This is a genomic window from Methylocapsa sp. D3K7, from assembly GCF_029855125.1.
In the GTDB taxonomy this organism is placed as follows: domain Bacteria; phylum Pseudomonadota; class Alphaproteobacteria; order Rhizobiales; family Beijerinckiaceae; genus Methylocapsa.
The window spans coordinates 3,757,295-3,780,307 of record NZ_CP123229.1; the positions used below are offsets into that span (position 1 = coordinate 3,757,295).

At 57.4% G+C, this 23,013-nt stretch carries 26 protein-coding genes and 1 tRNA gene; 11 read left to right on the top strand and 16 right to left on the bottom strand.

Annotation, left to right across the window (positions count from 1 at the left end):
* Window positions 1-170 precede the first annotated feature (170 nt).
* The 7 genes from QEV83_RS17590 to QEV83_RS17620 form a co-directional block, all read right to left on the bottom strand.
* The gene (locus QEV83_RS17590; RefSeq protein ID WP_280128954.1) at window positions 171-1,103 is read right to left on the bottom strand and encodes a ribose-phosphate pyrophosphokinase; all 933 of its coding nucleotides are present in this window, start codon (window positions 1,101-1,103) and stop codon (window positions 171-173) included.
* Window positions 1,104-1,246: 143 nt separating this feature from the next.
* Window positions 1,247-2,392 (bottom strand): extracellular solute-binding protein, encoded by a 1,146-nt coding sequence (locus QEV83_RS17595; protein ID WP_280128955.1) that lies wholly within the window; start codon window positions 2,390-2,392, stop codon window positions 1,247-1,249.
* A 149-nt stretch (window positions 2,393-2,541) separates the two neighbouring features.
* Window positions 2,542-3,759, bottom strand: a complete 1,218-nt coding sequence (locus QEV83_RS17600) for an NADP-dependent isocitrate dehydrogenase (RefSeq protein WP_280128956.1) — start codon at window positions 3,757-3,759, stop codon at window positions 2,542-2,544.
* A gap of 141 nt (window positions 3,760-3,900) precedes the next feature.
* Window positions 3,901-4,593 carry a hypothetical protein gene (locus QEV83_RS17605; protein WP_280128957.1) on the bottom strand — a complete coding sequence of 231 codons (693 nt, stop codon included), beginning with the start codon at window positions 4,591-4,593 and terminating at the stop codon, window positions 3,901-3,903.
* 165 nt (window positions 4,594-4,758) lie between these two features.
* The gene (locus QEV83_RS17610; RefSeq protein WP_280128958.1) at window positions 4,759-5,499 is read right to left on the bottom strand and encodes a metallophosphoesterase family protein; all 741 of its coding nucleotides are present in this window, start codon (window positions 5,497-5,499) and stop codon (window positions 4,759-4,761) included.
* A gap of 190 nt (window positions 5,500-5,689) precedes the next feature.
* Window positions 5,690-7,216, bottom strand: coding sequence for a CYTH and CHAD domain-containing protein (locus QEV83_RS17615; RefSeq protein ID WP_280128959.1), 1,527 nt, complete (start codon window positions 7,214-7,216; stop codon window positions 5,690-5,692).
* 130 nt (window positions 7,217-7,346) lie between these two features.
* Entirely contained in the window at window positions 7,347-8,426 is a 1,080-nt protein-coding gene (locus QEV83_RS17620) for a 2'-deoxycytidine 5'-triphosphate deaminase (protein WP_280131127.1), read from the bottom strand.
* 382 nt (window positions 8,427-8,808) lie between these two features.
* Here QEV83_RS17620 and metZ point away from each other — a divergent pair, with 382 nt between their 5' ends.
* The 4 genes from metZ to queD all read left to right on the top strand — a co-directional run bounded on the left by metZ (window position 8,809) and on the right by queD (window position 11,640).
* A complete protein-coding gene (gene metZ / locus QEV83_RS17625; RefSeq protein WP_280128960.1) occupies window positions 8,809-10,035 on the top strand; it encodes an O-succinylhomoserine sulfhydrylase in 1,227 nt (408 codons plus the stop codon).
* A gap of 104 nt (window positions 10,036-10,139) precedes the next feature.
* Entirely contained in the window at window positions 10,140-10,460 is a 321-nt protein-coding gene (gene trxA / locus QEV83_RS17630; protein ID WP_280128961.1) for a thioredoxin TrxA, read from the top strand.
* Window positions 10,461-10,637: 177 nt separating this feature from the next.
* Window positions 10,638-11,273 carry a 7-carboxy-7-deazaguanine synthase gene (gene queE / locus QEV83_RS17635; RefSeq protein ID WP_280128962.1) on the top strand — a complete coding sequence of 212 codons (636 nt, stop codon included), beginning with the start codon at window positions 10,638-10,640 and terminating at the stop codon, window positions 11,271-11,273.
* Between the two features lie 10 nt (window positions 11,274-11,283).
* The gene (gene queD, locus QEV83_RS17640; protein ID WP_280128963.1) at window positions 11,284-11,640 is read left to right on the top strand and encodes a 6-carboxytetrahydropterin synthase QueD; all 357 of its coding nucleotides are present in this window, start codon (window positions 11,284-11,286) and stop codon (window positions 11,638-11,640) included.
* Window positions 11,641-11,647: 7 nt separating this feature from the next.
* Here the strand turns inward: queD and cydX are convergent, their stop codons facing one another.
* The 4 genes from cydX to QEV83_RS17660 are packed head-to-tail and all read right to left on the bottom strand — an operon-like array spanning window position 11,648 to window position 14,713.
* Window positions 11,648-11,776 carry a cytochrome bd-I oxidase subunit CydX gene (gene cydX / locus QEV83_RS17645; RefSeq protein ID WP_280128964.1) on the bottom strand — a complete coding sequence of 43 codons (129 nt, stop codon included), beginning with the start codon at window positions 11,774-11,776 and terminating at the stop codon, window positions 11,648-11,650.
* 28 nt (window positions 11,777-11,804) lie between these two features.
* A complete protein-coding gene (gene cydB / locus QEV83_RS17650; RefSeq protein WP_280128965.1) occupies window positions 11,805-12,944 on the bottom strand; it encodes a cytochrome d ubiquinol oxidase subunit II in 1,140 nt (379 codons plus the stop codon).
* 18 nt (window positions 12,945-12,962) lie between these two features.
* Entirely contained in the window at window positions 12,963-14,534 is a 1,572-nt protein-coding gene (locus QEV83_RS17655; protein ID WP_280128966.1) for a cytochrome ubiquinol oxidase subunit I, read from the bottom strand.
* The gene (locus QEV83_RS17660; RefSeq protein WP_280128967.1) at window positions 14,531-14,713 is read right to left on the bottom strand and encodes a hypothetical protein; all 183 of its coding nucleotides are present in this window, start codon (window positions 14,711-14,713) and stop codon (window positions 14,531-14,533) included. Before QEV83_RS17660 ends, QEV83_RS17655 begins: the two co-directional genes overlap by 4 nt.
* Before the next feature lie 307 nt (window positions 14,714-15,020).
* Here QEV83_RS17660 and adh point away from each other — a divergent pair, with 307 nt between their 5' ends.
* Both adh and QEV83_RS17670 read left to right on the top strand, forming a co-directional pair.
* Window positions 15,021-16,541, top strand: a complete 1,521-nt coding sequence (adh, locus tag QEV83_RS17665; RefSeq protein ID WP_280128968.1) for an aldehyde dehydrogenase — start codon at window positions 15,021-15,023, stop codon at window positions 16,539-16,541.
* Window positions 16,542-16,555: 14 nt separating this feature from the next.
* Window positions 16,556-16,933 carry a DUF779 domain-containing protein gene (locus QEV83_RS17670; RefSeq protein ID WP_280128969.1) on the top strand — a complete coding sequence of 126 codons (378 nt, stop codon included), beginning with the start codon at window positions 16,556-16,558 and terminating at the stop codon, window positions 16,931-16,933.
* Between the two features lie 22 nt (window positions 16,934-16,955).
* Here QEV83_RS17670 and QEV83_RS17675 read toward each other — a convergent pair whose 3' ends face one another.
* On the bottom strand, window positions 16,956-17,477 hold the full coding sequence (locus QEV83_RS17675; protein WP_280128970.1) for a hypothetical protein: 522 nt from the start codon (window positions 17,475-17,477) through the stop codon (window positions 16,956-16,958).
* Window positions 17,478-17,692: 215 nt separating this feature from the next.
* On the opposite strand from QEV83_RS17675, the gene folE reads away from it, so the two are divergent.
* On the top strand, window positions 17,693-18,265 hold the full coding sequence (gene folE, locus QEV83_RS17680; protein ID WP_280128971.1) for a GTP cyclohydrolase I FolE: 573 nt from the start codon (window positions 17,693-17,695) through the stop codon (window positions 18,263-18,265).
* Window positions 18,266-18,440: 175 nt separating this feature from the next.
* Window positions 18,441-18,635 carry a hypothetical protein gene (locus QEV83_RS17685; protein ID WP_280128972.1) on the top strand — a complete coding sequence of 65 codons (195 nt, stop codon included), beginning with the start codon at window positions 18,441-18,443 and terminating at the stop codon, window positions 18,633-18,635.
* A 62-nt stretch (window positions 18,636-18,697) separates the two neighbouring features.
* On the opposite strand, the gene QEV83_RS17690 is transcribed toward QEV83_RS17685, so the two are convergent.
* The 3 genes from QEV83_RS17690 to QEV83_RS17700 form a co-directional block, all read right to left on the bottom strand.
* Window positions 18,698-19,087 carry a hypothetical protein gene (locus QEV83_RS17690; RefSeq protein WP_280128973.1) on the bottom strand — a complete coding sequence of 130 codons (390 nt, stop codon included), beginning with the start codon at window positions 19,085-19,087 and terminating at the stop codon, window positions 18,698-18,700.
* 59 nt (window positions 19,088-19,146) lie between these two features.
* A tRNA-Lys gene (locus tag QEV83_RS17695) sits at window positions 19,147-19,222 on the bottom strand.
* Window positions 19,223-19,316: 94 nt separating this feature from the next.
* Window positions 19,317-19,550, bottom strand: coding sequence for a DUF1467 family protein (locus tag QEV83_RS17700; protein ID WP_280128974.1), 234 nt, complete (start codon window positions 19,548-19,550; stop codon window positions 19,317-19,319).
* A gap of 326 nt (window positions 19,551-19,876) precedes the next feature.
* On the opposite strand from QEV83_RS17700, the gene QEV83_RS17705 reads away from it, so the two are divergent.
* A complete protein-coding gene (locus tag QEV83_RS17705; protein WP_280131128.1) occupies window positions 19,877-20,365 on the top strand; it encodes a L,D-transpeptidase in 489 nt (162 codons plus the stop codon).
* Window positions 20,366-20,370: 5 nt separating this feature from the next.
* Here QEV83_RS17705 and QEV83_RS17710 read toward each other — a convergent pair whose 3' ends face one another.
* Complete coding sequence (locus QEV83_RS17710; RefSeq protein ID WP_280128975.1) at window positions 20,371-20,754, bottom strand: DUF971 domain-containing protein; 384 nt, start codon at window positions 20,752-20,754, stop codon at window positions 20,371-20,373.
* A 171-nt stretch (window positions 20,755-20,925) separates the two neighbouring features.
* On the opposite strand from QEV83_RS17710, the gene moaA reads away from it, so the two are divergent.
* Window positions 20,926-21,984: a GTP 3',8-cyclase MoaA gene (gene moaA / locus QEV83_RS17715; protein WP_280128976.1), complete on the top strand. Its 1,059-nt coding sequence runs from the start codon at window positions 20,926-20,928 to the stop codon at window positions 21,982-21,984.
* Window positions 21,985-22,121: 137 nt separating this feature from the next.
* A complete protein-coding gene (locus tag QEV83_RS17720) occupies window positions 22,122-23,000 on the top strand; it encodes a neutral zinc metallopeptidase (RefSeq protein WP_280128977.1) in 879 nt (292 codons plus the stop codon).
* Window positions 23,001-23,013 lie beyond the last annotated feature (13 nt).

Genomic DNA, 23,013 nt, shown 5'->3' on the forward strand with positions numbered 1-23,013 from the left:
GGGGCGCGAAAAAAAGCGTCATATCAGCCAAATTTTTTAGGACGCATCTCTGCCATTCACGAAAATTCGCAATGATTTTAGATCACACCGTTAAAAAGAAGCATGTTTCATGCCAGCTATAGATTGCAGGCCGCAGCGGCTCCCAGTTGTCGGTTAATTGCCAGCACGAGCTAATCGAAAAGGCTCGAAACGCTCTCTTCCTTGGCGGTCCGGGCGATTGCCTCTCCAATCAAAGGCGCGATCGAAACAACTCGAATGTTGTTGGAAACCCGAATCGCTTCGGTTGCCTGAATTGTATCGGTGAGAACGAGTTCCTTCAGCCGCGAGGCGGCAATGCGCGCCACCGCTCCGCCTGAAAGAACACCATGCGTGATATAGGCGTAAACTTCTTGGGCGCCCTCACTCAGCAAGGCATCGGCGGCATTGCACAGGGTGCCTCCCGAATCGACGATGTCGTCGACCAGGATGCAGATCTTCCCGTCGACTTCACCGATGATATTCATGACTTCGGAGTCGCCCGCGCGTTCGCGCCGCTTATCGACGATGGCGAGAGGCGCGTCGATGCGTTTTGCCAAGGCACGGGCGCGCACCACGCCGCCAACGTCAGGGGACACCACCATGACGTTGTGGAGTTGCAACCGCTCCTTGATGTCGCGGACCAAAACCGGAGCGGCGTAGAGATTGTCGGTGGGGATGTCGAAAAAGCCCTGAATCTGGCCCGCATGCAGATCCACCGTGAGAACACGGTCGGCCCCGGCACGCGAAATGAGATTGGCGACGAGCTTGGCTGAAATGGGGGTGCGCGGACCGGGTTTGCGATCCTGCCTGGCGTAGCCGAAGTAGGGAATCACCGCGGTAATCCTGCGGGCCGAAGCACGCCGCAACGCATCGGTCATGATCAAGACTTCCATCAGATGATCATTCGCCGGATAGGACGTCGATTGCACCACGAAGGTATCCTGGCCGCGCACATTCTCCTGGATTTCGACGAAAATCTCCATGTCGGCGAAACGGCGAACCTGGCATTTGGTCAGGGGAATGCCGAGATAAGCCGCGATCGCCTCTGTCAGGGCTCTATTCGAGTTGCCCGCCAAAATTTTCATCGCTCACGCCACCCGTTCAATTGACCGCGCGGGCGGCCGCCATCCAGACCGCACCTCATACAATGTTTTGGCGGATCTTGCTTTGGAACCGGCAAAATCGAAATTTTTGGAAAGCAAATGCTCGCGTTCCGCATTCATCATGCTCATTTGCCTGTTTTTATCCGGGTCCATTCACGAGCGATCAGCTTTTGTGCCGCCGGGTCGCGGCTTCCTGGAGCGAAGAGCCGTTGCATGACAGCGTCGTCGGGGTAAATCGACGGGTTGCCCGAAATGGTTTTGTCAATCACCGCTTTCGATACCGGGACACTGTTGGCGAGGCGGGTGAAATTCGTATTACGGGCGGCGATGGCTGGCCGCAAGAGGAAGTCGATAAAGGCATAGGCCTCCTCGACGTGGGGCGCATCGCGCAAAATTGCGAGATTGTCGAGTAAGACCGGGGCGCCTTCCTTGGGTATTGCATAATCGATATCGACCGCGTTTTCTGCCTCTTTGGCGCGGTCGCGGGCGCGGAAACTGTCTTCGGAAGTGCCAACCGCAAGGCAAATGTCGCCGTTCGCCAGCGTATCGGTGTATTCAAGCGAGTCGAATTTTTTCGTGTCCCGTCGAATCCCGCTCAAAAGATCGGCGGCACGCTTCAAATCGGCCGGCCGGATCGAGGCGGGATCGAGTCTTAGATATTGCAATGCAATCCCGAACAAGATTTCAGGATTATCCAGAATATCGACGCCACAGCTGGAAAACTTCTTCAAATTTTCTGGTTTGAACAGAATGCTCCAGGAATCGAGCAAGGGAGTTGGGGGGGGCGTGGCCGGAGATGCGAGCGCTGGAGCTGCGGGGGCGCCGCCCCAAACTTCCGTAGCCTTATCGACGTTGTAGGCAATACCCGCAGTATACCACATATAATTGACGGCGTATTGGTTGCCGGGATCATAGGCTGTGAGAAGCGCCATGATCTGAGGCCAGAGCGTCTTGCTATTCGGAAGTCTGGTTTTGTCGAGATGGAGATAAAGCCCCGTCGCGATCTGCCGCTGCAGGACGCGTCCTGGAACAATGGCGACGTCGAAGCCGGTTTGCCCGGCGGCGAGCCGGGTCTCAAGTTCCTCGGCCGAAGGGAAGGTATCATAGGCAACCCTGATCCCCGTCTCCTTGGTGAAGTCTTCGATGACCTTAGGATCGAGGAAATCGTTCCACCCATAGACGTTGACAACCTTGTCGCGTCCATACGCCGGACAAAGGATGCCGGACATGAAAAGCCCGAATGCGCAAGCGGCAAAGCGAAGGACTTTCATGAGCGCCATTGGGCTGTTGCTATTGTCAATTGGCCGGGAGCATGATCCCAATAAGTTGGTGCCTTCTTGAGCAGGATCATGCGGAAAGGAGAGAGACACAAAGACTTGCGAAATTCAAGATTGGACAGGCAGCGATGGCACCATGGGCCTCAGCCGCCGCTCACGCGAATGCGCAGATTTTCGTCGATCTTATCGAGGAAGCCCGTCGTCGACAACCAACGCTGGTCGGCACCGATCAGAAGCGCCAAATCCTTCGTCATATAGCCGGACTCCACTGTTGCGACGCAGGTGACTTCGAGCATTTCCGCGAACTTTGCAAGTTCGGCGTTGGCGTCGAGTTTTGCCCTATGTGCCAATCCGCGTGTCCAGGCAAAAATCGAAGCGATCGAATTGGTCGATGTTTCCTTGCCTTTTTGATGTTCCCGGTAATGCCGTGTCACGGTCCCATGCGCGGCCTCGGCTTCGACCGTATTGCCGTCGGGGCTCATGAGCACTGACGTCATCAGGCCAAGTGATCCGAAACCTTGCGCGACGGTATCGGACTGAACGTCGCCATCATAGTTCTTACAGGCCCAAACATAGCCGCCGGACCATTTCAGCGAAGAGGCCACCATGTCGTCGATCAGCCGGTGCTCATAAGTGATGCCGGCTTCGCCGAACTCTGATTTGAACTCGCGCTCATAAACCTCCTGGAACAAATCCTTGAAGCGGCCGTCATAGGCCTTCAAAATCGTATTCTTGGTGGAGAGATAGACGGGATATTTCCGGGCAAGCCCATAGTTCATCGAGGCTCTCGCGAAATCGCGTATCGATTCGTCGAGATTGTACATCGACAGGGAAACCCCCGGCCCGGGATAATCGTAGATTTTCCGTTCGATGACGGTGCCGTCCTCGCCTTCGAATTTTATGGTGAGCCGGCCTTTGCAGGGGATCTTGAAATCGGTGGCGCTATATTGATCGCCAAAAGCATGGCGGCCGATGACGATCGGGCGGGTCCAGCCTGGGACGAGGCGCGGAACATTCTGGCAAATAATGGGTTCCCGGAAAATGACACCGCCGAGAATGTTGCGAATTGTGCCATTTGGCGATTTCCACATCTGCTTTAGTTTAAATTCTTGAACCCGAGCTTCATCGGGAGTGATCGTGGCGCATTTGATGCCAACCCCATGCCTTTTGATGGCATTGGCGGCATCCACAGTCACCTGATCGTTCGTGGCGTCACGATTTTCGATCGAAAGATCATAATAGTCGATCGTAAGATCGACATAGGGATGAATGAGCTTGTCGCGGATATAATGCCAAATAATCCGGGTCATTTCGTCGCCATCGAGCTCGACAACCGGATTTTCAACTTTGACTTTCTTCATTATGACTGCCTTAGGCTGGTGCGGAATGGGCGGGGGCGAAAAGACGGTGCTCTGCCCTGAAATCGTCAAATCCAAGGGCTTGAGGACCAAGCGAATTTGATGCCGGTTTCAAGGCACAGCTTCAAATCCGCTGGAGGCGTCTCATTTGGGCGGGTTGGAGTGCAGCATCTGCGCGACGGCCGGATCGGCGTCGGCGATAAGCGATTCGAAAACCGCTTGATTCTGCGGCAGGGCGTCGCGATAGGCGGCAATGATCGCTTGCTGAAATTGCGGCCCGCGCCCCAAAATCTCCCTTAAATCGCCGCTGACAAATGTTTGGAGGTCCTTGTTGGCGAGCGCGCTCGAGGTCACCGCCCGCTGGATGCGCGAGAGGGCAAGTTCCGGTGCGCTGGGCGCGGTGAAATAGGACATTTCAAGGAGATTGCCGACACGGTTCTCGGCCTCCGGAGATACGGCCGGAAGCTTGGCCAAAAAGAGCCATGCGGCACCGTTGATCGGCGCGAGAGCCAAAGCCGTCTCCGTGGTGTTCCTGACCCGCGCGAGTTGCTTCAGCTCGGCCGGATCAAGGTTCGCTGGACGAGCGGTCCAGAGGAAGGGCGCCCCCGTGAACGCCGCCTTGGCCCAAAGATCGCCCCTGACGAGGCCGAGTTCCGCTGCCATGAGCGCGCCAGTCCGGTGCGTTGCGGCGGATTCAGCAGTGTCGGGATCGAATGGCAAGCCGATTGACTTTGGGCTAAGCAAATCCGGGACAGCCAGCCAAACTCCGGAAAGTCCGAGAGCCGTGCCGAGCGCCAGGAACGCCGAGCGCGCTCTTCTGGCTGGCGTCGATAGCATAAAATTCAATCTTGCGTGGAGAGTGCTGAATAGGGAACGAGCTGAGTCTGATATGGGCATGATATCTGAACCGGGAATCCAAATGAGTTCGAGGGGAACTGGGCAAGTGGAGCTTTACTGCCGGGACTTTAGAGCAACATCGGGCCCAGCCAAACCGGATATTGTTCAAATGAAAAGAATCTTGTCCTGTTCAAGCTTCAAACACGTTAGGCGCCCCGTGGCATAGGCACCCGTGTCAATGTTGATGCGGTTTTTCCGCACATCCGGTTCCCGCACCGGCGTGTGGCCGTGCACGATAATTTTCTCGAATGGCTCCTCATGTAGCAAGAAATCATCCCTTATCCAGAAAAGATCGTCTTCGACCTGGCGCGCCAAGGGCGTGCTAGGCCTTACGCCCGCATGGACAAAAAAGAAATCCCCGCAGACAAAACACGGCTTCAGGTTGGTAAGAAAGTGACGATGACTGTCTGGCATGGCGTCGCCAAGCCGTGCGGCGAGTTCCACTTGTTGTTGGAAATTGGCATTTATGGTGGGTGTCAGCCCGTATGAAGAGAGCGTCGGCAACGCTCCATACTGCGCCCAAGCGCTGAGAATCCGAGGATTTTCGAGGAATTCCGTGAGATATAACTCATGGTTGCCCTTGAGAAACGTCATTTTATGGGCGCCGGCACGTTCGATCAGCAAATCCAGAACGGCCGCCGAATCACGCCCCCGGTCGATGTAGTCGCCCAGAAAGACATGGATGGGTTCGGCTATCGGGTCCTCTTGCAGGTCGGCGTCGATCCGCGCGAACAATTTTTTGAGCAAATCCGCCCTGCCGTGGACGTCTCCGACGGCATAGATTCGAAGCCCGTCTGGCACGACAGGCCGCGTTACAGGTTCCTTGGCGCGATGCAATTTCCACATCTAAACTTGCGCTTCACCCTAAACTTTGGCATTCGGCAATATATTGCGCAACGCAACATGACCTGTGAGATTGCCGGATCGCGGCCCGCTGTCAATAGGCGCAAGCGGTTTGATACCGAATGCGGGAGCAGTAAGCTCCTTCTCTGCAGCCATACAACCGCCCAGGCAGGACAGTCGGGTACGCCAAACCTCAAAAGGCATCGATCTCAGCCAATTTTGAATAGGCACGTACTGCCTTTTTTAGTTCCCGTTTTGTATCCGCCTTCGATCGCGATGCTTCTGAGCTTGCGGGTTTCGCTTCGGTATCGGCGGCGGCATGCCCCCAAACTTCGCGCTCCATGAATTCGGCGATCGCCTCCTCGTCGCGGATCACACCGAGTGCGCTCTGCATTTTTTCGCAACAATCAATGAGCTTTTTTAAGCTCTTGTGATCACGCACGATCCCCGGACAATCGGCAAAGAAATCCGCCATGTAGCGCAGTTCTTTCGCTTCTATGCGAACTTTGTGGCGGGGTCCTGGCGCGAGGTGGGCGAGATACGCACCTAGCCTTATGAGCTTCTTGTGGCGCTTTCTCAAGCGGAGGCCGGTAAAGCTTTGGATTGGTTCTTTGGTAATGCCGGAAGGCTGCCTTTTCCACCGCCCATCCTCAATCCACAGTGCGAGATCGAGCAGCAAAATCCGCCCGCGTTCGCTGTCCAAGGCTTCGACGGCGGCTTGACGGGCACGCAGTCGCTCGGCTTCAAAAAGGCTGGCAAGCTCACTGGCCTGCGCGCATGCCTCGTCGTCCCCCGTGGCTCGCTCCAGCAAGTTTGCCCGTAGAACATCCCGGTCTCGCGCCGCGCCGAGCATTCGCGCCAGCCATTGCAGTTCGCCGCGAAGCCTACGGTAGGCGATGTCAAAGACCATGGGCTTAAAAAGCGTCATGGCGGCACGAAGGCGCCGGACTGCGACGCGTCCTTGATGAATCGCCTCAGCATTTTTAAGCTTTTCCAGGCCAAGCATATTCAAATGAAAATCACGCAGACAGGCTTGGCCGATTTGCTGGAATGCCTGTTCGCACGTCATCTCCCTGTTAAGGCGCGGCTTTGAACTTTTCGTTGGGCGGCCCCAGGAACCCCTGGCAAAAAGATGGCCCCGTTCGGCTTTGCTGATAAGGCTTGGATGGAGCGGCGCCTGCGCCACGAAGGAGCGGGCAAGGTTGAATAAGTGATGGTGTTCACCGCTCTTCAATTCGAGTTCGAGTTCGCGCACTCCAAGCTTTTCGCCATGAGCTTCGATCGCGCCCCGATCCAGCGAGGCTTCAATGACGCCGCCGCGAGCCGTGATGAGATAGACCGTGCGTTCGACGTTCACTTCGAATGCGGCTCTGAGGGCTTGCCGGATCGAGGATTTGGCGGCGAGGCGCGCGAGTGGGGTGTTTTTGAGAAGGCCGAGATCGGGTTCCGGGCCCGCGGTTTCCGCTTCCCATTCGCCGCGGTCGACACTGGAGGAAGTCAACTGCTTTACGGTCTGGACGTGGCTGGTTCCGTTCGAACGCACCCGCAGCGTGAAACCGTGCTTCCAGAGGTCGCCATTTGGCGTATCGAAATAGAGCGCGCGAAGCCGTTGATGGGATGGCTGATTTGATCCGGCGGCCGCTGAAACCAGGGCCTTGATCTTGGCCGAGTCATTTTCCGCGATCAGGAATTTAAGTTCGATTTCGGCGTCCGCCGCCATGCAATCCGCCTGGAAACTTGCATATTTCCTATGCTTGCTTTTTCTTCTCTTGGAAAAATAGCGCGGGAATGCGGTTCTGTCACGTACACTCGGGCAACGGCTATAAATCCGGGGCTATTGGCTTCAGGCTTCAAGCCACCCTAAAATGCTTGGAGAGCTTGAGCCCCTGACCCTGGTAATTCGAGACCGATGTCGCGCCATAGAGAAGTTGCGGCGCCTCAGCCATCTTCTCATAGACCAGACGGCCGATCACTTGTCCATCCTCCAGAAAAAACGGCACCTCGTAACTGCGGACTTCCAATACGGCGCGGGCCGAGGGACGGTTGTTGGTCCCGGCGCCAAAACCAGGATCGAAAAAGCCCGCGTAATGGACCCGGAATTCCCCCATCGCGGGATCAATCGGAACCATTTCGGCGGCAAGATCTGGGGGGATTTGGAGCCGTTCCCGCGAAGCGAGAATGTAGAATTCATCCGGGTCAAGGATCAGCCTTTTGTCCCGCCGCGCCCTAACCTCCACCCAATAATCGGCAATATTGTAGTCGGTGCGCTCCACGTCGAGAATATCAGCGTGCTTCTGCGCCTTGTAGCCGATGATCCCGTCGGCCGGTTCGGTGGCCAAGCCAACGCGAAGCACCAGCCCATTTTGTCGCAACTCCAAATCGTCGCCGTCTACGAGCGGGGTTTTTGCGTGGCGTTCATGGAGCTCCCTTTCCTTGAGAGCAAAGTCACTGCCCGTGAGTTGTGACGAGGCAAGCCTGCGGAACCGGATCTGATTGAGCTTCGAGCCCTTGCGCACCCGCACGCTGAAACTCCGCGGCGAGACCTCGGCGTAGAGCGGCCCCTCGTAGCCGCGTGCAACGCGGTCGAATACGTCCGATTTGTCAGTGATAAGGCGGGTGAATATATCGAGGCGCCCGGTTGAGCTTTTAGGATTGGCGATTGCAGAAATGCTGTCGGGCAGCTTCAGGTGTTCAAGCAGTGGGATCACATAAACGCAACCACGTTCCAGTACGGCCCCCTTACCATCGAGGCTAATTTCGTCGTCGACACTCTTCAAGGCATTGAAGCGATCCTGCACGGAATAGTTTGCGCCCGGCAGGAAGCTCGCACGGACGCGATACGCTTTGGCGCCCAAGCGAAGGTCGAGACTCGCTGGCTGGAACTGCGCATCTTCGAGCTCCAGGCTCGAAATCATTTTGCGCCGCACCATCAGCTCGATCTTTTCGCGCGGGAGCAGGCCGAACTGGCTGCCGAAGTCGCTCGCGGCCAGAAGTGGGCTGGACTCGCCTGACATGGGAGGGAACAAGGGATCCATCGCGGAACGAACGAAACTCATCGAAAGCCTCATGGGACAGGGCAACGATAAGCTTAAATTGATCTTCGCGGATTGTCGGTAGAGATTTTTTCTTTTTCCGGGTTTCGATGAAAATAATGCGTTTCCCATCCTTGAGATGCACGCCATCCAAGGGTAAGCAAGGAGGGAGTGCAATCGCATGCCCCAAAATCCGAGGCAAACGGCTAAGTTAGCTGCAGTTCGGCTTGGCGCGCGTGCTGTCCGCCGCCGCCCTACCGGCCGTGACAAGGAGACCGGGATGAACCCTCCCAGGCAAAAGCCTGACCTAAAAAACCTGCATCCGGCGACCCAGCTCGTCCATGGCGGCACCACCCGCTCGCAGTTTGGCGAAACCTCCGAGGCCTTGTTTCTGACCCAGGGCTTCGCCTATCCCGACATGGAAACGGCAGAGGCGCGGATGAAAGGTGCCGAGCCAGGTTTCGTTTACTCCCGTTATTCCAATCCCACCGTCGCCATGTTCGAGGAGCGCATGGCTTTGCTCGAGGGCGCAGAAGCGGCGCGCGCGACGGCGAGCGGCATGGCCGCGGTCACCACGGCGCTTATGGCACAGCTCAAGGCTGGCGATCATGTGGTCGCGGCGAAAGCCATGTTTGGGGCCTGTCTCTACGTGGTCGAGGATTTGCTGCCGCGCTTTGGTGTTGCCTCGACGCTTGTCGATGGCACGGATCTTTCCCAGTGGCGGGCCGCCATGCGGCCGCAAACGAAGCTGCTGTTTCTCGAAACGCCGACCAATCCTTGCCTTGAAGTCTATGATCTGGCGGCGATCTCGAAGATCGCGCATGAACATGGCGCCCGTCTCGTCGTCGACAATGTTTTCGCGACGCCAATTTTGCAAAAACCCCTTCAGCATGGAGCCGATTGCGTCGTCTATTCGGCCACCAAGCATATTGATGGGCATGGCCGATGTCTTGGCGGAATCATTCTCGGCAGTCGTGATCTGATCGAAAACGAGATCCATAATTTTTACAAGCAAACCGGGCCGTGCTTGTCGCCTTTCAATGCCTGGGTGTTCTTGAAATCGCTTGAAACGCTTGCCTTGCGCATTCAGCAGCAAACCCTGACCGCCGCGCGGATCGCCGATTTTCTCAGCGGCCACCGCCATATCCTGAAAGTTCGCTATCCAGGCCGGCCGGATCATCCGCAGGCCGAACTGGTCAAACGGCAGATGATGGGCGGCGGCACTCTCGTTGCCTTCGAGGTGGCTGGTGGCAAGCCCGCGGCCTATGCCGTCGGCAATCAGCTTTCCCTTATCACCATCGCCAACAATCTCGGGGATGCGAAAAGCCTCATCACCCATCCGGCGACGACGACGCATCAACGGCTGACGCCGGAGGCAAAGGCCGCCTTGGGCGTAGGGGAGGGGCTGTTGCGCCTTTCGGCCGGGCTCGAGGACGCGGCCGATCTCATCGCGGATTTGGACGCGGCGCTCGCGGTCCTCGACCGCGAGGAGCTCGCCGCCGAGTGACCAGGGATCAAGGTGCAGCCGCGCGCCTTGACGCAAGCCTTACGCCTTCTTACTTTGCTAGGAGCCGCGCGAGTCCCCGTGCCGGAATTTTACGAGAGATGGCCATGTCCACCGTCAAAGTGACCGATACGAATTTCAAATCCGAAGTCGTCGGGGCGAGCGGCCCGATCGTCGTGGATTTTTGGGCCGAGTGGTGCGGGCCGTGCAAGATGATCGGGCCGGTGCTGGAAGAAATCGCGGCGGAATTGAAGGGCCAGGTAACGATCGCCAAACTGAATGTTGACGAGAATCCTGGCGTTGCCGGAAGCTATGGTATTCGCAGCATCCCGACATTGATGCTTTTCAAGGATGGCAAGATGACCTCCACCAAGGTTGGCGCCGCTCCGAAAAGCGAATTGAAAAGATGGATCACGGAAACGATCTGACCGCCAATTTCGGGCAGAATTCTAAAAGGGCCTCGGATGGGGCCCTTTTTGCTTGAAAATTGCTCAGAAATCTTGCTCGCTCGCGACAAACGGGGCGTGCATCACATACAACGCGACCATCGCTAAAATTCGCCGGGTTGCTACCGCAGTTTGACGAGCCGGTATTGGGACAATGAGATGGGCAAATATGCGGTGAAGGAAATATTCCTCACTTTGCAGGGCGAAGGCGCACAGGCCGGGCGAGCCGCCGTATTTTGCCGTTTCTCGGGCTGCAATCTCTGGTCGGGTCAGGAAAGAGATCGTACTGATGCCGTTTGCGGCTTTTGCGATACCGATTTTGTTGGCACGGACGGAGCTGGCGGTGGAAGCTTTCTCGACGCCGAGGCTCTTGCCGGGGCCATCGAACGGAGCTGGGCCGCCGGCCAAACCGATCGTTTCGCCGTCTTCACCGGCGGTGAACCTTTGTTGCAGCTTGATGCCGCGCTGATTAGCGCCGTCCATGCGCGGGGGTTTGAAATCGCGGTCGAAACCAACGGCACCTTGGCGCCGCCGCCCGGTCTCGACTGGCTCTGCGTCAGCCCCAAGGCTGGTGCGCCGCTCGTCGCCAAGGCGGGGTCCGAGTTGAAGCTGGTTTTTCCGCAGAAGGGTCTGTTGCCGGATATGTTAAGCGATCTCGCCTTCTCGCATTTCTGGTTGCAGCCGATGGATGGCGACAACCGGGCTGCCAATACGGCTGCGGCGATCGCCTATTGTCTCGATCATCCGCGCTGGCGGCTCAGCCTGCAAACCCATAAGATCACCGGCATTCCATGAAAGTTTGTGTGTGAGAATTTCGCAAGCCTTCCGTTTCGAGGCGGCACATGTTTTGCCGAATGTCGCCGATGGGCATCGCTGCCGTCGGCTGCACGGACACTCCTATCGCGTGGAGTTGCGGCTTGACGGTCCTGTCGATCCGGTCACCGGCTTCGTCGTGGATTTCCTTGCGATCGAAACCGTTTTCCAGCCGTTGCTTGATCGTCTCGATCATTACTATCTGAACGATATCGAGGGGCTTGAAAATCCGACGGCGGAAAATATCGCGATCTGGATCTGGGAGCGGACAAAGGCGGCGCTGCCGCAGCTTACGAGCGTCGTCGTGTTCGAGACGCAAGACTGCTTTGCCGAGTATGATGGAAACTGAGGTAAGCTTATTCACCCTCCTCGGTGCTGACCGCGCGTTCGGCCGAGGCCAAGTCCTTCTGCTCAAGCCAGAGCGCGTTGATGATCGAGAAAGAGATCGCGAAGCTAACCCCAAGCGCCCAAGAAAAATACCACATGCAAAGACTCCGTCTTTATCTGTCGCGATCAATAAAGGGTTGAGCTATTGTCCTCGACATAGGCCATCGTCACGCGGCCGCGCAGCACGCGATAAATGAAAGCCGTATAGGCCAGAACGATCGGCAGGAAGATCAAGGTTGCGACAAGCATGATCAGCAAGGTCGTGCGGCTCGAGGAACTGTCCCAAACGGTGAGGCTTGCATTGGGATCGAGCGAAGAGGGAAGCAAGAATGGAAACGAACTCAGCCCTGCGGTGGCAACCACACCAGCCACAGCGACGCCGCTTGCGATCAATGTGAGTCCCACTCGCTGACCGCGCAAAAGAACAATCGTCAAACCGGCGCCTGCAAAAACCAACGCCGGTGCAATCAGCATCCAGGGATGCGTCGCATAATTCGAGAGCAATCCGCGTGGCACGCGCGCGACCGTCTTCAGCAAGGGATTCGAGGGACCATTGTGCACGAGAGCACTCGTGATTTTGTACCCTTCCAAGCCAACCCACACGTAGACTCCGCAAATGATAAACAGCGCCAGAAGGAGGATGGCGGCGAAGCGCGCATAGGCAGCGGCGCGATCCGCCACGGGCGGCCCCGCCTTGAGCGCGAGATAGGCGCCGCCATGCATGACAAGCATGGCGCAACTCACAAGGCCGCACAGCAGCGCGAAAGGATTGAGCAGGCCCAACAGATCACCCTCATAGGTCATGCGCAATGCGCCATCGAGGCGAAACGGAACGCCCTGCAGCGCATTGCCAACCGCAACGCCGAAAATCAAAGCGGGAACCGTTCCACTGATAAATAAAGCGAAGTCCCAGAAAGAGCGCCAGAGCGGATGTTCGACCTCGGAGTGAAATTTGAAACTCACGGGACGTAAAATCAACGCGGCGAGCGCGAGGAACATGGCGAGATAAAAGCCGGAGAAGGCGACCGCATAGAGCATCGGCCAAGCGGCGAAGATGGCACCCGCGCCAAGGATCAGCCAAACCTGATTGCCTTCCCAGACGGGGCCAATCGTGTTCATGACGAGCCTTCGTTCGTTATCGGTCCGCGCGACGAAGGGCAACAGCATGGCGGCGCCGATATCGAAACCATCCATGACAGAGAAACCGATCAGCAAGGTGCCCAGTAACAGCCACCAAATCAGGCGCAAGATTTCATAGTCCAGCATGGTGCGCTCCTTTGAAGCCTATTCCGCGGCGTTGGGGGCAGCTAGTGTTTGGGCGCGAGGCTCCGGCGCGATGTCTCCTGGGCCAAGACGAATGGCCCTGATCATGAGATAAATTTCGACAAGGAGGAGTGCCGAATAAAAGCCGATGAAGCCGAAGAGGGTTACGAGAACATTGCTTGCGGAAATGTTCGATACCGCAAGAAACGTCGGCAGCACGCCTTCGACCACCCATGGCTGGCGGCCGACTTCCGCGACGATCCAGCCCGATTCGGCGGCGATCCAAGGGAGCGGCAGGGTGAACGCCAAAGCCCAAAGCAACCAGCGCGTTCGCAGAATAGGTCCCGTCGATATGAGATAGAAGGCAAGGCCGAATAAAAAGATAAAGTAAAAACCAAGCCCAACCATGAGACGGAACGACCAAAAGAGCAATGCCACGGGCGGCACCGTGCTCCAGGCGGCCTCTTTGATTTCAGCTTCAGTTGCCTTCTCAATATCGGGGCGGATTTTCTTGAGAAGAAGCGCATAGCCGAGATCGTCGGCGTACTGCTCGAGCTGAGCCCTAGCGTTCACATCAGTCTTGTCGGTTCGCAATTTTTCGAGGGCGGAGTACGCAAGAAGCCCGGACCAAATATGGTCCTGGTTGCGCTGAACCAGTTCCGTGATGCCCGGGACTTTCTCATCAAGCGAATGGGTTGTGATGAGACCAAGCACCCAAGGGATGCGCACAGCGTAATCGGTCCGGTGTTCGGCCTGGTTGGGAAACCCAAAAAGCGTGAAGGATGCGGGTGGCGGCTCGGTCTCCCACATCGCTTCGATCGAAGAGATTTTCATCTTTTGATTTTCGGTGGCGGTATATCCGCTCGAGTCACCGAGCACCACCACCGAGAGAGCGGAGGCGAGGCCGAAACTCACCGCGACCGTCAGCGAGCGCCACGCGATCTCGATATGCTTGCCAAGCAGCAGATAGATCGCGCTCACGGATGCGACGAACATCGCGCCGGTGACATAGCCAGCGCTCACCGTGTGAACAAATTTTTCCTGCGCCACAATGTTGAAGATGATCGCGCCGAAGTCGGTGACTTCCATCCGCATCGTGTCCGGATTGAAATGGGCGCCGACGGGATGCAGCATCCAGCCGTTGGCGATCAGAATCCAGAGCGCCGAAAGATTGGAGCCGATCGCGACGAGCCAAGTGACGGCGAGATGCGCGACTTTCGACAAGCGGTCCCAGCCGAAAAAGAACAGTCCAACGAAACTGGCTTCAAGGAAAAAGGCCATCAATCCTTCGATCGCCAGCGGTGCCCCAAAGATGTCACCTACATAGTGACTGTAGTAGGCCCAGTTCATTCCAAACTGGAATTCCATGGTGATGCCGGTGGCAACGCCCATGGCGAAATTGATGCCGAACAGCACCCCCCAGAACTTGGTTGCCTGGCGCCAGACCTCCTTGCCGGTCATGACATATACGCTCTCCATAATGCCGAGCAGAATCGAGAGGCCGAGCGTCAAGGGCACGAACAGAAAATGGTAAAGAGCGGTCAAGCCAAATTGCAGCCTAGAGAGCTGCACAACGTCCATCGCAGTGCTCATGGTGAAATGCTCCTTGGCTGCTTTTCCGTCGCGGCGCCGATCAAATGTTCCTGCATGCTTGCCGCATCGATCCTTGGCCGCTGCCTGGGACTGAACACGAAGAGAGCCGCAGCTAGGATGACGATCAGTTTTATGGTCAAGACAAGCGTGATCTCTAGGACAAGCGGATGCTGCGGCATGTGGGACATCATATTGCGCTGCGGCAAGAGGACATTGATATGGATCAGCCCATGCTTTGATGTTAGATGCAGAACAGCGCCAAAGCCAGGTAATCGTCCAACCGGCTAATGTGCCGCGTCTGGCTCTGACAAGCGATTTCGCATAACGCCAGTCGGAAAAATAAATCCTTCCCAAGCGCCGGAAAAGCGCTAGATCTACAAGCCGGTAAGGACTGGCAAAGCCAGGCATCGCCGCCGGGGAGGATCTATCGAGAAACTCCCTTACGCCCGCCCCCAGCGGCCGTCTAATAATATCAGGGAGGCAAGGATGGTCGATAAGATTCTGGCCGACATCGCCAATCAGATTGCGATTAGACCGCATTATGACAATTTTATTGGCGGCAAATGGGTTCCGGCGGTCAAAGGCCAAACCTTCGAGAATATTTCGCCAATCGACGGTCACGTGGTTTGCACGATCGCCCGCTCCACGGCCGAGGATGTGGAATTGGCCCTTGATGCCGCGCATGCGGCGCGAGAGGCCTGGGGAAGCACCTCTCCAGCGGAGCGCTCGCTCGCGCTTTTGCGGATCGCCGACCGGATCGAACAGAAGCTCGATCTTCTGGCCCTGGTCGAGACGATCGACAATGGCAAGCCGATCCGCGAAACCAAGGCCGCCGATCTGCCGCTGGCGATCGATCATTTCCGCTATTTCGCCGGCTGCATTAGGGCGCAAGAAGGCAGCATAGGCGAGATCGACCATGATACGGTAGCTTATCATTTCCATGAGCCGCTTGGCGTCGTGGCGCAAATCATCCCGTGGAATTTTCCGCTCCTGATGGCGGTATGGAAACTCGCGCCAGCGCTGGCCGCGGGGAATTGCGTCGTTTTGAAACCGGCCGAGCAGACGCCGATGAGCATCATGGTCCTCATGGACATGATCGGCGATCTTTTGCCGCCAGGCGTCCTCAATGTCATCAATGGCTTTGGCGCCGAGGCGGGCAAGCCACTGGCTCAGAGCAAGCGAATCGCCAAGGTCGCCTTCACCGGCGAGACGACGACCGGCCGCCTCATCATGCAATATGCCTCGGAAAATATCATTCCCGTGACGCTGGAACTGGGCGGCAAATCCCCCAACATTTTTTTCGAGGATGTCGCCGCGCAAGACGATGATTTTCTCGACAAGGCGCTCGAAGGCTTCGCAATGTTTGCCTTCAATCAGGGTGAGGTCTGTACCTGTCCGTCGCGGGCCCTGGTCCATGAGAAAATTTACGATCGCTTCATGGAACGGGCGATTCGTCGCGTCAAAGCGATGAAGCAGGGCAATCCGCTCGATCCGGCGACCCAGGTCGGCGCGCAAGCCTCCAACGACCAGCTCGAAAAGATTCTCTCCTATCTCGATATCGGCCGCCAGGAAGGCGCCAAGGTTCTAACCGGCGGTGCCCGCGCCGAAGTAGGGGCGGAGCTTTCCGGCGGCTATTATGTGCAGCCGACGATACTTGAAGGCCACAACAAAATGCGGATCTTCCAAGAGGAGATCTTTGGGCCTGTCCTTTCCGTCACAAAATTCAAGGACGACGAGGAGGCGCTCGCGATCGCCAATGACTCTCTCTATGGTCTTGGCGCCGGAGTCTGGACGCGCGACGGCACGAGGGCCTACCGGTTTGGCCGCGCGCTGCAAGCCGGGCGGGTGTGGACCAATTGCTACCATCTTTATCCGGCGCACGCGGCCTTCGGCGGCTATAAGCAATCGGGCATTGGGCGGGAAAATCATAAGATGATGCTTGACCATTACCAGAAGACCAAAAATCTTCTCGTTAGCTACAGCCCGAAGGCAGCGGGTTTTTTCTGAAACCGGAGTTTGTGATGGTCGAGCGAGTCGTTGCGACGCCAAGCGCGGAACAGCTCATCGCGCGCCTCACGGAGAAACATGGGGCGCTGCTGTTTCATCAGTCGGGCGGCTGTTGCGACGGCAGCTCGCCCATGTGTTTCCCAAAGGCCGAATTTCGTACCGGGCCAAGCGACGTATTTTTGGGCGAGATCGCAGGCTGTCCCTTTTATATTGGCGCCGCGCAATTCGAATATTGGGCGCACACCCAACTGATCATCGATGTCGTCAAAGGCCGTGGCGGCGGGTTTTCAGTCGAGGCGCCGGAGGGGGTGCGATTTTTGACTCGCAGCCGCCTATTCAGTGACGCCGAGCTGGCATCGCTTGGCGCGCCGCCTTATCCGTATTTGTCCTAAGGCCCTCGCGGGATGATGCCGATTATTTCGAATCACGCTTCGCCTGCATATTTTTATTGTGCTGACTGACCGCGCCGAGTTTGGCTGGATTGCGCAACTTGTAGGGCGGCGCGTCCTTCGGCTTTATTCCTTCGTTGGCGGTGCGTCCGGAGGGCGGCTGTGGAATGTTCGATCCCGCTGTCCGGCGAAGCTCGAGCGCCCGCTTGGCGCTGCCGATCAGATCATCGCGGGCGGCTTTCGCTTCGCGGCGAGAAACCTCCTTGTTCAGCCGCTGCAAAGCCGCAGCGAGAAGGTCCCGTTTTTCCCGCGTCCCTTCATTGCCGGTGGCGGCGCGGACCCCTTGCGGAGCCGCCTTGCCGCGCAACTCCCGGCGCTGGCGCGCGGCGATTGTTTGCGCGCGGTCGCGCCGCTCGCGCACGAGTTTGCGCAGCTCGGTCAAAACCGGCTCGGGCAACTGCCCCAATGCCGGGTGATGGGTTTTCTCGACAAGGCTCTGTTCGTCGGCATTGAGCAATCGACGTTCATGCTTGAGACTGCGCGCCATAGAGCTTTCTCCTTGCCTAACCATTTCAGAGATCAACGCCGGCCGGAAGAACGGCGTGAACGTCTCGCGGGGTCCTTGCGTCCAATATAGAGCTGACAAGGCGGCGCACCAGTCCCCCCAAATGACATGTGAATGACGCGGGCGTCACAGCGTGATAAGAGCGCCACACGGCCAGCCGATATTTATCCTGAGAAAGAAGACACGGAGTGAGAAGGATGGCGAAACCGACCCAGGCCGATGCCGAAGCAGCTGTCAAAGTGCTCATCGAGTGGGCTGGCGACGATCCGGGCCGCGAGGGACTGATCGACACCCCGGCGCGGGTCGCGCGCTCCTACCGCGAGTTGTTCGCAGGCTATGCCACCGATCCCAGGGACTACCTCAAGCGTACCTTCGAAGAAGTCGGCGGTTATGACGAACTGGTGGTGCTGAAAAACATCCGCGTAGTCAGCTTTTGCGAGCATCATATGCTGCCGGTGATTGGCCGCGCGCATGTCGGTTATCTGCCGACAAACCGGGTTGTCGGCATCTCCAAGCTGGCGCGGGTGGTGCATGGGTTCGGCCGCCGTTTGCAAATCCAGGAAAAACTGACCGCCGAGATCGCCGAAGCCGTCCAGGATATTCTCGAGCCGCAGGGCGTCGGCGTGGTGATCGAGGCCGAGCACAGCTGCATGACATTGCGCGGCGTCAACACACTTGGATCTACCCTGACCACGAGCCGTTTGCTTGGCGTAATCCGCGACGATCCCCGCACGCGCGAAGAATTCCTTGGCATGGTGCGCGGAGTTTAGGCACTCCGTATCATCCGTTTGTCGGATGCGCGTGATGTAGCCTTCTGCGAAATAGTATTATAGAATCTACAGCTTGACAATGCTACGAATTATTGTAATTTATTATTAGTCATTATTCACTGCGGAAATGCCGCAGCTTTCAGAGCGGCGCACGCGATGACAGAAAGTCCTAGTGATGATGAACATCGATGCCAAAAGGCCCCCCGCCACTCTGATCGAAACCCTGCGCCAGCGGATCGCCGAACTCGAGGATCAGGAAGCAAAGGGGGCGGCGACTCCCGACACATGTGAAATGCTGGTCGATCTCCAAGAATTGCTAGATAAGATTGATCAAATAATGCCAAGCCGGACGAGCGCCACATCGCATTGACGATCGGTGGCAGCGCTTGCTGGTTTACTGGCTTCCGAGTGTCGCGGAACCGGAGGGCGCCATTAGGATGGCTTGCACATCAACCGGGTCAGGCGTCCGTCGTTATGGATCAAGAATAGATCGCCAGTGAAATTAAAATATTCGCCTGTAAATTTTCCGGTCGCGAATTTCAGTTGGATCTCGTTGCTCGCGATGGTGCGTGCTTTCACAGGCTTTTCCGAGCCGGGTCCCCCGATGAAAACCGGCTTCTTCCCATCGATCTTTAGAGTGAATGTTTCTGGCGTCGGAAACGGGCCGTCTTTTTTATAGCTGTTCCCACTGCAGACCAAGTTGAGATTGGTGTCTTGGGCGGCGGCATAGGCCGAGGGGTTCAGGACGTCATAGGCTAGCAACGCCGCCAGAGACCGGCCCGCCAAGGCCCATTTTACACGACCGCCAATCCGAAGATCCATAGAAACCACCTAGGCCAGAGTTATCGGTCTCGCCGGGAAACCGAGCGTTTAAATTTTAATGGTGAGCGCGATGGGATTCGAACCCATGACCCTCTGATTAAAAGTCAGATGCTCTACCAACTGAGCTACGCGCTCCCAGAAGACCGTTGCCCCGAGCGGGCAAAAGGGCGAGGCAAAAGGGGCGAGGTTTGAGTAGCCTCATCGCCTCGGGGGGTCAATAGAGAGGAAATTAGCGCATATAGGCGGCAAACGCCGCGATCCCTGCGAAAACAACGGCCGAGATCAGCGTCGTCCAAATCACCTTGGCGAGAATTCGGGGTGCAACCGGTGCTCCGGGGTCGGTTCCCGCTGGGAAATCGCCGGATTCTTGCTGCGACCGGATGCCGAAGGGAAGTACGGCGAACAGAATGGTGAACCAGACCGTCAAAAAAATAGCCGCCGCAAGGGGGAGCGAGAAAGGCATGCTGGACCTCAGTTTCCAAACTCCGGCTGGCGAATTGATGAGACATCAAGCGCGGAGCGCAGGATTTTCCACCGGCCGGTGCCCCCCAAATGGAGCTTTTTTGGCGTGGTGGTGCCTGGCTCTAGCCTCTTGCCAGAATGAGGCGGCGGCCTGAATATTGGAAATGGCCACATCGCTCCTCTGATTCGCTTAATGCAAGTTTTTTCGACGCCCGGGAAACAATTATGCGCCGTCAGTTCCTCGCCGCGGCAACCGGCGCGGCTTTGCTTTTGCTTGCGCCGAGTGCCGTAAGCGCCACCAATCTTCAAGCCTATCGCTTTCCGCAAATGCCAGGGCAGCCTTTGTCGGACCTGGAAGTCCGCCCGCGCGCCACAGCTCCCCCCCGCGAGATCGTCACCTACGAAGGGCCATACGCGGCGGGAACGATTGTCGTCTCGACGGGGGAACGCCGTCTTTACTTTATTTTGCCGGGCAACCAAGCCATGAAATATGGCATCGGCGTGGGACGTCCAGGTTTTGAATGGGCCGGCACCTCCAAGGTTTCAATGAAGCGGGAATGGCCATCCTGGGCCCCGTCCGCCCAAATGCGCCGCAGGCGTCCCGATCTGCCCCGCTTTATGCGGGGGGGACCAGACAATCCGCTGGGTGCCCGCGCCATGTATCTGAGCCGCACGCTGTATCGTATCCACGGATCCAACGAACCGCAGACGATTGGCCGCGCAGTATCGTCGGGGTGCATCCGCATGACCAATGAGGATGTCATCGACCTCTACGAAAGGGTCAGCGTCGGAGCCCGGGTGATCGTGTCGCGCTGAAATTTTCAGGCTTGGCCGGGGCGATCGCGGCTGAGCCCCTTGGCCTTCAGCTCCGCCTCGTAAGCCGCCCATTTGCCAGGGAAGTGCGAGCCGAGTTCGTAAAGATAGTCCCAGGTGAAGATTCCGGTCGCGTGCATATCGTCGAAGGTGAGCCGCACCGCATAGGTGCCGACAGGGTCGATTCCGATGATGGCGCACTGCCGTTTGCCGCCAATGGTGATCCGGTCTTCCCGCCTGTGCCCCTGAACTTCGGCGCTCGGGCTCATCACACGCAAATATTCAGCGGAGAGATTATAGCTTGCGCCGTCCCCGAATCTGATCTTCAGGACATGGCCGTTATCCGTCAGCCGAATCTCGTTCGGCCACCGGTCGTTTGGATTTTCGAGCATCGCCTTGCCTTGACCCTTACTTCACCTTATGAATTCATGCTTCCCGGCGTTCCGCCTCCGCTGACGAAATCCATCCATTGAAAGAGCGTGAAGGAATCGCATTTTGATCGCGCGGCATTATGTATCATTTTGCCTTGGAATTCCCGTGAGCGACAAGGTACATATAAATTCATGAGTGTTGTCACCAAATTCTTGCCCGCGACATCTGAAGCCGTTGACGCTCCGATTGTTTCAGCGCCGCTCGTTGATCCTTTTCGGCGCGCCATCACCTATGTGCGCGTCTCGGTGACGGATCGCTGCGATATGCGCTGCGTCTATTGCATGTCGGAAGACATGAATTTCTTGCCTAAGCGGGATTTGCTCAGCTTGGAAGAACTCGACCGTCTGTGTGCGGCCTTTGTGAGCAGGGGTGTCCGTAAGCTTCGGATTACCGGTGGCGAACCGCTGGTGCGCCGCGATATCATGTGGTTGTTCCATGCGCTCGGCCGCCATCTTAGGTCAGGAGCTCTTTCCGAATTGACGCTGACGACAAATGGCTCTCAGCTTGCCCGCTATGCGACGGAACTGGCGGATGCCGGTGTGCGTCGCATCAATGTGTCGCTCGATACGCTCGATCCGGTCAAATATAAGGAGATCACCCGCTGGGGCGATTATGCCCAGACACTCGCCGGGATCGATGCCGCGCAGGCCGCGGGTTTGTCAGTCAAGATCAATATGGTCGCGCTTAAGGGAACGAATGAGGACGAGATTGTTTCCATGCTGCAATGGGCGCATGGGCGAGGGCTCGATCTCACCTTCATCGAAGTCATGCCGCTTGGAGCAATCGAGAGCGAACGGGCCGATCAGTTTTTGCCTCTAAACCTCGTCGAAGCGCGGCTGAGGGAGCAGTTCACCTTGCGCGAGAACGGCTATCGTACCGGTGGACCCGCCCGCTACATGCAAGTGGCAGAAACTGGCGGCCGTTTGGGATTTATCACGCCGCTCACTCATAATTTCTGCGAAAGCTGCAATCGCGTGCGGGTGACCTGCACCGGCACCCTCTATATGTGTCTTGGCCAGGATGACGCGGCTGATCTACGGGCGCCGCTTCGCGCTTCGCCGGACAACGAACTCTTGCATGATGCGCTCGATGCCGCCATCGCCCGCAAGCCGAAGGGCCATGATTTCATCATCGGCCGCGATCACGCCACGCCAGCGGTTGCACGGCACATGAGTGTCACCGGCGGTTGAGCGGCAAAAGCATCAAAAAGCGGATTGCAACAAACTCTGGCAAGGAAACGCCGGTGCGCTAGAATGGCCAAGCCGTCCGGGGTAATTTGCGGTTTTGGACAAGCGGTGCGTTAAAGCGAGGCGGGAGGAAGTCGTTCATGAAATGGCAGGATTTTGGCCGCTCGGCCAATGTCGAGGACCGGCGCGGCCAAGGCCCGCTTGCCGGGAAGGGCGGTCTCGGCATTGGAACGGTGATTGTTCTTGGCCTCCTCGGCTGGGCGCTGGGCATCGATCCGCGGCTGCTGATCGGCGGCGCTGAAATGGTCAACAAGATGCGTCCGGGCTCGCAAACCACGGCGACGCAGCCGGGGCGGACCGGCACGCCGTCCGACGACATGGGCCAATTCGTCGCCGCTGTTCTCGCCGCGAATGAGACGGTGTGGGCGGAGGTGCTTCCTGCCCAAAAAGGCATTCCCTATGTCAAGCCGAAACTCGTTCTCTATAGCGGCAGCACCGCCTCTGCCTGCGGGGGAGCCCAATCCGCGATGGGGCCGTTTTATTGTCCCCTCGATCAAAAAGTCTATCTCGACACGGCGTTTTTTCAGGACATGAAACGGCGGCTTGGCGGGGGTGGCGATTTCGCTTACGCCTATGTCATCTCGCATGAGATTGGCCATCACGTTCAAAATCTTCTGGGCATTTTGCCAAAGGTTCAGGCCGCACAACAGCGCGCGGCACGCCAAGGCGAGCAAAGCACCGCCAACAATCTCTCGGTGCGGGTCGAACTCATGGCCGATTGCCTCGCCGGCGTCTGGGCCGCCAATCAAGAACAAAAGCAGCATTTTATTGAGCCCGGCGATGTCGAGTCGGCAGTCGCGACCGCTCAGGCGATCGGTGATGATCGCTTGCAGAAAGCCTCGCGCGGCATGGCCGTGCCTGATTCCTTTACCCACGGTTCGTCGGCGCAGCGCGTTCAGTGGTTGAGCACGGGCTTCAAATCCGGCGAAATCGATAGCTGCAATACCTTCGCACGGTAGGGCGGGGGGCGAA